Raw genomic sequence first — 10,540 nt, forward strand, 5'->3', positions numbered from 1 at the left:
CCCGTCTAAGGCTCCCCGGCAGCATTAGGAGCTGTAGCCCGGGATAATCCTTCGCCATGTAAGCCACTCTCAAGCTGTTGGTGATAATCATGCAGGAAACATGACCAATGTACTTTACCAGATTCACACAGGAGCTTCCGGTATCGATAAAGATGGTATCTCCCTCCTTCACCAGTTCCCCGGCCGATTTACAAATCTTTTCTTTCTCTTCCTTATGGCTTATATTTCTTTCGGAAAATGCGGACAGCTCCACCTGTTTCCCAGCATTTTCCTTAGCCTTTACTCCGCCATAAACCTTTTTTATATTTCCTCTTAATAGTAATTCTTCAATGTCTCTTCGTACTGTATTTTTGGAAATCTGGTATTTTTCGCAAAGTTCGTCTAAGCTGCTGTCCTTCTGCGACAAAATATATTCTTCCATATCATCCAAACGTTTATCCCTCATGCTTTTCCTCCATCTCGACCTTTCTCCCCTTCATTCCCCTTATTATACATATTCCCTCTTCTTTTTCATACATTTTTTGGTAAATTTCAAATTACTCCTTGACATATACCATAGATATGCTAACATTATACTCAACATTTACCCATTTTTCAAGAATGTTTACAAAGGAGGAGTAACATGGGAGTAAAAAGAATGAACTATTGCATCAACGGTGAGTGGGTTCCCTCTAAGACGGATAAATATATGCCTATTACGGATTCCAGTACCGGCGAAGTGATTGCTGAGGTACCAAGCTGTACTAAGGAAGAGGTTTTGGCTGCAATTGCCTCTGCCCAGGAAGCTTTTCCTGCTTGGAGCGCATTGTCTATTTCCAAGAGAACCCAGTATATGTTTACTTGGAGAGATGTTCTGATTAAACATAAGGAGGAGTTATCTCAGCTTTGTGCCAAGGAGCTTGGAAAGACCATCGGTGAGGCAAGAGGAGATGTACAGAAGGCTATTGAGCCTACAGAGCTGGCTTGTGCCATTCCTGATCTTCTTCAGGGCGAAACCTCTATGAATGTAACCACCGGATATGACACCGCTACTTACAAAGCACCTCTTGGTGTAGTTGCCGGCATTGTTCCCATGAACTTCCCTGCTATGATTCCTTGGGGTTGGATGGTTCCTGTGGCTATTGCTACCGGAAATACCGTTGTATTGAAGGCTAACAGCCAGACTCCCCTTACTTCCATGAGAATGTTGGAGCTTTTCTACGAAGAGGCACATTTCCCAAAGGGTGTTGTAAACCTGGTAACCTGCGGAAGACAAGAGGCGGATATCCTTTTAAAAGATGAGCGTATTAAGGCCGTTACCTTCGTAGGAACCACCAAGGTTGGTAAGGAAGTATATTCTGTTGCTGCAGCTCACGGAAAGCGTGTTCAGTCTCAGACAGAGGCAAAGAACCATGCTCTTCTCTTAGAGGATGCTGATTTAGAGAGTGCAACCAATGCAATTGTCAACTCTACCTACGGATGTGCGGGAATGCGTTGTATGGCTCTTCCTGTAATTGTAGTTCAGGATAGCATTGCCGATAAGTTTGTAGCTCTCTTAAAGCAGAAGGCACAGGCTATGAAGATTGGTGCCGCTTATGATGAGGATACCAAGTTAGGACCTGTTGTTTCCGCAAAGCATAAGGAAAGCGTATTGAACTGGATTCAGAAGGGTATTGATGAAGGTGCTGAGCTTGTATTGGATGGTAGAGATGTGAAGGTTCCCGGCTTAGAGAACGGATTCTTCGTTGGACCAACCATCTTCGACCATGTTACCAAGGACATGAGCATCGGTGATTGCGAAATCTTTGGACCGGTTACTTGCATCAAGAGAGTAAAGAACTATGAAGAGGGTATCGCTATCATGAATGCAAACCCCTTTGCTAACGGTTCTGCAATCTTCACCCAGAGCGGCTACTATGCAAGACGTTTCGCTATGGAGACTGATGGAGGAATGGTCGGAATCAATGTAGGAATTCCTGTTCCAACAGCTTACTTCCCATTCTCCGGAAACAAGGATTCCTTCTTCGGAGACCTTCACGTTCTTGGAAGAGACGGCGTTCGCTTCTTTACCAGAGCAAAGACTGTAACCACACACTGGTTCGATGAGAAGTCCGCTCACAGAAAAGTAGGAACTTGGGAAGGAAGTACTGATGTTTAATCCGGATTCGGAATTGAAGATCCTAAAATAGCCTATATAATCTTAAACAGCAAAAAGCTTGTATGCGATATTAAAAAGGTTTTCTACGCAGTATAGGTCTGAAAATGGGGCACGCTCTCGCTAGCTTCGCCACGTAGGGGATACTAAGCGAAAAACTTCCTTACAGTCGTTTTTCGCAAGTACCCACGGGCTCAGACTACCCCCTTTCAGACCTATACTGTTCGAAAACCATCCCATATCTTCATGTTATGCAAGCTTTTTTTGTGACATAAAAGAGTTTGTAAACTAATTAAGCTTTTGTCTATGCATTAATAGGTCTAAAACCGGGGCAATCTGAATCCGCCCCGGTTTTAGACCTATTATGCATATACGCTGTTCTTTTATTTTACAGCACCTCCAGAATCCGCTCCACCATAGATTCTCTATCCATGTGATATTCTTTCATCAAGGCTTCCAAATCATATTCGTCATAGAATTCTTTTTCCAGACCTAAGCTTAGTACCTTCATTGGCTTTAAGCTATAGAAGGAAGCAATTTTCTCTGCAAAACCTCCGGACAAAATGCCGTCCTCTAAGACCACCACCAACTCATGGTCTTTTTCCAGATTTTCCAGATACGCTTTATCCAAATGAGATAGAATACCGGGGTTAATTAAGCTGGGCTTAATACCGGTCTTTTTCTCAAAGTTTTTCGCCCCTTCTCTTCCTTCTTCATACAAGGAGCCAGTTGCAAAGATGGCAACCTTCTTCCCTCTTTGGATTTCCTGATAGGAAACAGGGAAGAAACTCTTCTTTACGGGCGCTTCGTCCTCCAGCACATTCCCTTCCGGTGCAAAAATCAGTACCGGATGCTCCTGCTGTTCTAAAGCCCAATCCAGTAAAGAGAAATATTCTCCTTTAAAGGCCGGCGCAAAAATCAAAAGATTCGGGATGGAATTGGCCATGGCCAAAAGATACAGTCCAAGGTGGGTTTTATCCCGCATTCCCAAAATAGAGGCGCTGTTTACCACCATGGTGATGGGAAGGGAATTGATGGCTGCATCGTGGGAGATCTGATCATAGGCTCTTTGCAGGAAGGTAGCGGATGTGAAAAATACAGGTTTTGCTCCATTTTTTGCGGCACCGCAGGCAAGGGTTACTCCTGTCTGCTCCGCAATCCCCACATCCACAAACTGTTTTCCCGCCTCTTTCCTTTGCTTTGCATAAAATCCCATGCCGCCGGGCACTCCTGCGGTAATGACCAAAACTGCCGGATCCTTCTTCATTTTCGCCAGTAAAAATTCCGCGGTAAGTTCTCCGATATCCTCCCCGGGAAAATTATATTCTTCTCTGGTTTTTCCCGTTTCCAAATGGAAGGGCAGATGCCAATGCCAGCTTTCCTTATCCTCTTCCGCAAACTTAAGTCCCTTACCCTTTGCGGTATGAATATGAAGCACCACGGGTTTTTCGTAGCTTTTCGCCTTTTCCAAGGCTTTTACCAGAGACTCCACATCATTTCCCTGTTCCTCATAGAGATATTCCAGCCCCATAGCCCGGAACAGATTGTCCTCAGCCTGGCCATTGCTTTCTCTAAGGCGTTTCAAGCCCTTATACATGCCCCCGTGGTTTTCCGCAATGGACATTTCATTATCATTTAAAATGATGAGAAGCTGGCTTTCCTGCTCCCCCGCAATACTCAATCCTTCCAAAGCCATTCCACCGGAAAGGGAACCGTCTCCAATTACCGCCACCACCTTTTCCGTTCCGGAAAGTAAGTCTCTGGCTTTGGCAAGTCCTATAGCCAAGTCAATGGAAGTGGAGGTGTGTCCGATGGAAAACAAATCATAGGGGCTTTCCTTAGGGTCGGTATAGGGTCCCACTTCATCATAGGAAGCCTCTTCCATATAAGCCTTTTTTCTACCTGTAAGCATCTTATGGGGATAGGTCTGATGAGAAACATCAAAGACAATCTTATCCTTTGGGGTATCAAAAACTCTGTGCAGAGCAATAGTCGCCTCCACAAAACCTAAGTCCGGTCCCACATGTCCCATGTGTTTACTGGCTCTTTCAATCAGAAAATTCCGCATTTCCTCTGCCAGGGTATTCAAGTCCCCCATGGAACACTGCTTCAAATCCTCCGGGCTATTGATTCTTTCTAAAACCATAAAGCCACCTCTCCCTTTCTACGCTCTCCTACTTTATACTCTCTTCTACTTTTTATGCTCTCCTACTTTTTACTATCTCACACTCTCTCCTACACAATTCCGCGAAATGTCTCATCCTATTACAGCGGAAAATATCCTTCTGCTCTATACTGTAAAGCCTCTCTATTCTCATGCAGTCTTTCAGCTTTGTCAATCGAAAGTCAGCTAAGGCTATATTCCTAATTCTAAATCCGCAGCACTGCCATAGACTTCAACCATACCACATTTAGACAACTAAAAAAGGAAGTCTGGAATATACAGTCCATGAATAGCTTCGTGCAATATAGCTCTAAAGAGGGGTAATCTGAACCCGTCTGTACTTACAGAAAGCGAATGAAATGAAGCTTGATGTTAGTACAGCTACGAGGTGAAGTTAGCGAGAGCGTGCCCCGCTTTAGAGCTATATTGCTATAGAAGCGATGATTTCACTGTTATATTTCCTACTTCCTTTTATCCTTTAGGCTTCGTCGGCAAAAAGCGGAGAAGAAAGGTAACGGTCTCCGGAATCCGGAAGGATGATGACAATGTTCTTTCCCTTTGCCTCAGGGCGCTTTGCAATCTGAATTGCCGCATGTACAGCCGCTCCGGAGGAAATTCCGGTCAGGACGCCTTCCTCTTTTCCGATACGTCTTCCTGTTGCAAAAGCATCCGCATTGGAAACAGTAATGATTTCATCATAAATCTTCGTGTCTAAAGTGTCAGGAACAAAACCTGCACCGATTCCCTGAATCTTATGAGGTCCGGGAGCCTTACCGGAAAGCACTGCGGAATCCTCAGGCTCTACCGCAATTACCTTTACAGCAGGGTTCTTTTCCTTCAAATATTTGCCAATCCCTGTAATGGTTCCTCCTGTTCCGATTCCGGAAATCAGATAATCCACCTTACCGTCAGTATCCTCCCAGATTTCCGGGCCTGTGGTTTTCTCATGGGTTTTGGGGTTAGCCTGATTCTCGAACTGACCGGGAATAAAACTGTTGGGAATTTCTTTCGCAAGTTCCTCTGCCTTGGCAATGGCACCCTTCATTCCCTTAGCACCCTCTGTCAGCACCAGCTCTGCGCCATAAGCCTTCATCAGGGTTCTTCTCTCCACACTCATTGTGTCGGGCATTACAATGATGATTCTGTAGCCTCGGCTTGCCGCTACTAAGGATAAACCGATTCCTGTATTTCCTGAGGTGGGCTCAATAATTACGGATCCGGGCTTTAAAAGACCTCTTTCCTCTGCATCCAAAATCATCCCCTTGGCAATTCTATCCTTTACAGAGCCTGCCGGGTTAAAATATTCCAGCTTCGCCAAAAGCTTTGCTTCCAAACCATCCTTTTTCTCGATATGGCTAAGCTCCAAAATCGGAGTACGTCCAATCAATTCTTCCGCTGCATGATAAATCTTTCCCATAGCATTCTCCTTTTCTTCTCTGTAAATCTGCTACTCTGTACATTCTTTACTTTGTAAAACTTCTTCTCCAAAAAGCACTATCTCTTACAAGATAAAATATTGAAGCATTTTCTTCGCAAAAAGTATAATCCACATAAACATACTAGTCAAGTATGTTTATGTGGATTATAGGATTTATATATTTTTTTAGGATTGTCTATACTATATACCCTTCCCGGATTTTGTCAAAAAAGAGCCATCAAACAGATGCATTACTTTTTCAAAGCTGTATAGGTCCGAAACAGAGGCAATCTCTCACCAATGTAAACAAAAATGCCGTGGAGGGACTTAAGCAGTATAGACCTGAAAAAGGGGTAATCTGAGCCCGTGGGTACTTGTGAAAAACGAATCCCATGAAGTTTTTCACTTAGTACCCCTACGTGGCGAAGTTAGCGAGAGCGTGCCCCATTTCAGGTCTATGCTGCAATAGTCCACTGTTTTTTAACAGCTCTTTATATGACAAAATCATTTCCGGCCAGATCCGGGGTGGCCAACTCCATAAGGGTTTTCTCCTGAAAATACTCCTGAATCATTCGGTCCAGTTCCTTCCATACCGGATAGGTTTTACAAGCCCCAAGACTTCCCCTTCTTTTTTCCAAATCGGAAACCGGAGAAAGAGAGCCCTCTAAGGCAGTCAGAATTTCTAAAAGGGAATATTCCGCTACAGGCTTCTTCAGCTTATAGCCTCCTCCCTTCCCTCGTAAAGCCAGCAAAAGCTCCTTTTTTACCAAAACCTTAACGATGCTTTCTAAATATTTTTCCGAAATATCCTGCCTTGCCGCAATTTCCTTCAGGGGAATATATCCCTGCCCGTTATGTTCTGCCAGATCAACCATAAGCTGTAGGGCATACTGCCCCTTCGTGGAAATCAACATTTTCCTCAAACCTTTCTGACTAAAATCTTTTCGCTAAAGATTTTCTTTTCTAAACTTCTTCCATAAGAAGCAGGAAGCTGTCGTACTCTCCTTTTCCTTCTGGAAGGGGAAGCCCAACCTCCATCAAGGAAAATCCGCTGTACGTTCTCTCCAGGAGGCTTTCCACAAAAGCTTCATCTTGGAAGGAACCGCCCTGTAAGAGTAAGCGCAGGCGGTATTTTCCTTCTCTCTTTAAGCCCTTGCAATAAAGGATTTCATTGGCTCCATTAAAGTTCTTATCCCGCCATACCACGGAAAGGCTGGCCTTCTTTTTATCAGGAGACACAAAGGACCAGGCGCTAAAGCGTTTTCCGGATACCCTGTCCTCGGACTGTGAGGTATAGCCTCCCGTCTCTCCGTAACCGCTGAGACGGTAATAGCTTCCCTCCTTCATTAAGGACTCCAGCTCCTCCACAACGGCAATCTGCTTATAGATTTCCGCCCTGTCTTCTTCCCGGCAATCCTTGGGATCCAGTTCATAGCCGAAGCTTCCGCTCATAGCCACAATAGCTCTGGTATTCATAGGTACCACACGTCCGGTCTGGTGATTCGGCACCTGCGAAACATGGGCACCCATACATTGGATGGGATAAAGGAAGGAGGAACCGTATTGAATTTCCAATCTCTCAATAGCATCCGTATTGTCGGAAAGCCAAATCTGAGGCGTGTAATAGAGCGCTCCCAGGTCGAAACGACCGCCTCCACCGGAGCATCCCTCAATTAATACGTTGGGGAAGGCCTCTTTTAAGCCGGAAAGAAAACGGTAAAGCCCCAGACAATAGCGGTGCAAAATCTTTCCTCTTCCCTGGAAATTCACCCCATGGGAATATACGTCCATAATGCTTCGGTTCATATCCATTTTAATGTAGGAAAGGGGCACGGAACGGAAGCAGGAAATCAGGCTTTCCAATACTGCATCCACGACTTCCTTTCTGGAAAAATCCAGCACCAGCTGAGAACGGGAACGGATGGGAGACTCTCCGGGAATCTGCAAGGCATAGTCCGGATGAGCACGGTAAAGAGCACTGTCTTCATTGACCATTTCAGGCTCAATCCAAATGCCGAAATGCATACCCTCTTCTTCCAGTCTGTGTCCGAGGCTTTCCAAGCTCATTCCCAGCTTATCTTCATTGGTCACCCAGTCTCCCAGACCGGAGAAATCCGTATCTCTCTTTCCGAACCAACCGTCATCCATCACCAGCAGATTCATGCCCAGGGCTTTTCCTTCTCTTGCCAGCTCAATGATTTTTTCTCCGGTAAAATTAAAGTAGCAGGCTTCCCAGGAATTCAGCAAAATCGGAAAATAGGGTAAAGGAGATGTTGCCGCAATATACTTCTTCACCATGCTTTGTAGCTGATTGCTTAAGGCGCTAAGTCCATCTCCGAAGCTTAAGATAGCCTCCGGGCTTTGCAGCTCTTCTCCCGCTTCCAAAAGGTAATGCATATTGTCATTTTGCATTCCCAGGGAAACTCTGGTTCCCCGGTAGGAATCCCGCTCCACATCCAGATGGAAGGAGCTGCTGTATAAAAGGGCAAAACCATAGCAATCTCCGCTATGCTCCGTGGTATTTCTTCCCGCTAAAATACCGAAGGGATTTTCCTGATGGCTACTGCTTCCTCTCATGGACGCAATATGCTTTACGCCCTGCTGTAAGGGTTCTCTACGATAGAGACGCTCCATCCCGTACCTTCCGGAAAAATGAATCAGATCATAATCTCCATAGGAAAAGTCCAGAGAGAGGGAATCCAGACGCTCCACAAAAAGAGCCTCCTCGGAAATGTTTTTGATTCTGGCATTTCTGGCAATCACATCCTCATCCGGGTAAAGAATGTAATCCAGCTCCACCTCCACTCTCTTTCTTTCTTCTTTTAGAAAAATGCGAAGAGTTTCACATTCCTCTACCGCCTTGGCATAAGGAAGTCCCAAGAGCTCTTCTCTTCCGGAGAAAATTTCCACACGGTCTACACGTAGGTCTAAGATTCCCTCCCCGTCAGAACCGGAAATGCTACAAGCCGGAATACGATAATCTCCATTTCCAAAGGAAGAATACTCCTGGGCCAAGGTATCCATGGAGTAGGTTCTGTCTGCATTTGCATCATAGGGATTACCGGAAAATCCTCTATCCTTATACTGGAAGAGGTAGGAAAAATCCCCTTCTCCCCTTTTTCCGTAATAATAATGCAAAAGATGCCCATAGGGACCAATGCCCATCTGGTAGCTGGTGTTTCTACTATGTAAACTAATGAGCCCCTTTTCCTTGTCGTAAACGATTGCCATACTGCACTCCCCTTTCTTTTAGAAAAAATCCTTTTCTCTTCTCCGCTTCTTTACTTCTTTTCGAAGAAAGGCAAAGCATTCCTTCTCTCCTTTATCCTTTAAAAGCAACAGCAATTCTTCCAGTTCTTTTTTTGTCCGTTCATGAATCAAGGGAGAATCCTTCATCGGCTTATAGTAAATGTAAGCACTGTCATCCCTGTATTTTTCCCCTTGATAATTCTTCGATGCGGCCACTCTGTCACAAAACATCTCCGCCACATAACGATAAGGCATAGGACAGCCTATCATACGATTGGGGTCTTGTAAATCATAGTCACACCAATATTCAAAATGATGCTTGTTTCTTCCCTTATGATGCAACCATGCCGTGGAGGTTCCCGTTTCAATCCGCTCTACGCCGTTGGGACTTTTATAGCCCTTATAAAAACGAATACCCACCCTGAATTCCGTCCAACTGTACTTGGACAAGTCATGGAGCAAGCCCTGCTTATACAGCCCAATGGAAAAGCAGTAGCGCATCACCAAAATCTTATGCTTTGTAATGGTTTTAAAATGTCCGATGGCATTTTTCCAAAAATGAAATTCTTCCATCTGTAACTCCTCTTCTATACTATCCTTCTTCCTGCATAAGGGAAGGATATTTTTTCTCCAGATACTCCCATAAACGAAAGCTGGGGTAGCCGTACACAAAGCCGTAGGCAATAAAAGACAAAAGAATCGCCCCACCCACATCCAAAATAGAGTGTTGCTTTAGCACTAGTGTTGCCATACAAATCAAAAGACACAAAAGAAAGGATCCCCAAACCACCGATTTTCCATAGGGTAGCTTTCGAATATCCCTACTTTTCATAATCGCCACATGCATACAAATGGAATTGTAGGCATGAATACTGGGAAAAACATTGGTGGGGGTGTCCACACGATATAGACCTGCTACCATGACTTGGAAAATGTTTTTATCGCTGATATAAGGCGGACGTAAGTCCGTTCCGTTGGGATAGATTTCACAAATCAAAAGACTAAAAATCATGCCGATGAAAAGATATAGGCAAACCTTATAAAAGTCCTCCTTATTGGTAAAAAGAAAGTACAGTATTCCCAGCAAAATGTAGAGAAACCACATAAAATAGGGCACAATGAAGTACTCACAGAAGGGAATCATTTCATCAATCTTCGTATGCATTATGTGATATCCGGTAGCCACCGTCACTCTGGACTCGATGGACTTAAACCAAAGGGGATAAATAATGCCGATCCATAGGACATTGGCATAGCTGTATTTATGATAAAATCGAAGAAATTTCTGCCAAAGATCTTTCATGCTCTTCCTTTCTCCGGAATAAGGCAATTTCCTTGTTAAGAACAAAAAAATCGAAACGTCCCTTTTACGGAAATCGTTTCGATTTATCGTAGCGAGAGGGGGACTTGAACCCTCGACACCACGGGTATGAACCGTGTGCTCTAGCCAGCTGAGCTATCTCGCCTTAGAAAAAAATGTCCGACCCAGGCTGCGCATAATACGCAGACCGGACCGAATACTGGGGCCTACAGGGCTCGAACCTGTGACCCTCTGCTTGTAAGGCAGATGCTCTCC

General features: G+C 44.6%; 8 protein-coding genes and 1 tRNA gene. 1 reads left to right on the forward strand and 8 read right to left on the reverse strand.

Going from position 1 to position 10,540, the window contains the following annotated elements; translation table 11 throughout:
* Positions 1-445: DeoR/GlpR family DNA-binding transcription regulator (locus RDQ32_RS09785; protein ID WP_308580294.1), on the reverse strand; the 445-nt coding region annotated here is incomplete at its 3' end.
* Between the two features lie 177 nt (positions 446-622).
* Between RDQ32_RS09785 and RDQ32_RS09790 the strand changes: the two genes are divergently transcribed.
* Positions 623-2,137, forward strand: a complete 1,515-nt coding sequence (locus RDQ32_RS09790) for a CoA-acylating methylmalonate-semialdehyde dehydrogenase (protein WP_308580295.1) — start codon at positions 623-625, stop codon at positions 2,135-2,137.
* Positions 2,138-2,522: 385 nt separating this feature from the next.
* Here RDQ32_RS09790 and RDQ32_RS09795 read toward each other — a convergent pair whose 3' ends face one another.
* The 7 genes from RDQ32_RS09795 to RDQ32_RS09825 all read right to left on the reverse strand — a co-directional run bounded on the left by RDQ32_RS09795 (position 2,523) and on the right by RDQ32_RS09825 (position 10,430).
* A complete protein-coding gene (locus RDQ32_RS09795; RefSeq protein WP_308580297.1) occupies positions 2,523-4,280 on the reverse strand; it encodes a 1-deoxy-D-xylulose-5-phosphate synthase in 1,758 nt (585 codons plus the stop codon).
* 496 nt (positions 4,281-4,776) lie between these two features.
* Positions 4,777-5,715: a cysteine synthase A gene (gene cysK, locus RDQ32_RS09800; protein ID WP_183683183.1), complete on the reverse strand. Its 939-nt coding sequence runs from the start codon at positions 5,713-5,715 to the stop codon at positions 4,777-4,779.
* A 491-nt stretch (positions 5,716-6,206) separates the two neighbouring features.
* Positions 6,207-6,629: an Rrf2 family transcriptional regulator gene (locus RDQ32_RS09805; RefSeq protein WP_308580298.1), complete on the reverse strand. Its 423-nt coding sequence runs from the start codon at positions 6,627-6,629 to the stop codon at positions 6,207-6,209.
* 49 nt (positions 6,630-6,678) lie between these two features.
* A complete protein-coding gene (locus tag RDQ32_RS09810) occupies positions 6,679-8,946 on the reverse strand; it encodes an alpha-galactosidase (RefSeq protein WP_308580300.1) in 2,268 nt (755 codons plus the stop codon).
* Between the two features lie 18 nt (positions 8,947-8,964).
* Complete coding sequence (locus tag RDQ32_RS09815; RefSeq protein ID WP_308580302.1) at positions 8,965-9,537, reverse strand: DUF5662 family protein; 573 nt, start codon at positions 9,535-9,537, stop codon at positions 8,965-8,967.
* 19 nt (positions 9,538-9,556) lie between these two features.
* Positions 9,557-10,267 carry a phosphatase PAP2 family protein gene (locus RDQ32_RS09820; protein ID WP_308580303.1) on the reverse strand — a complete coding sequence of 237 codons (711 nt, stop codon included), beginning with the start codon at positions 10,265-10,267 and terminating at the stop codon, positions 9,557-9,559.
* 89 nt (positions 10,268-10,356) lie between these two features.
* A tRNA-Met gene (locus RDQ32_RS09825) sits at positions 10,357-10,430 on the reverse strand.
* Positions 10,431-10,540 lie beyond the last annotated feature (110 nt).

Origin of the sequence: uncultured Oribacterium sp. (genome assembly GCF_902481605.1) — a bacterium.
Taxonomy (GTDB): Bacteria; Bacillota; Clostridia; order Lachnospirales; family Lachnospiraceae; genus Oribacterium; species Oribacterium sinus.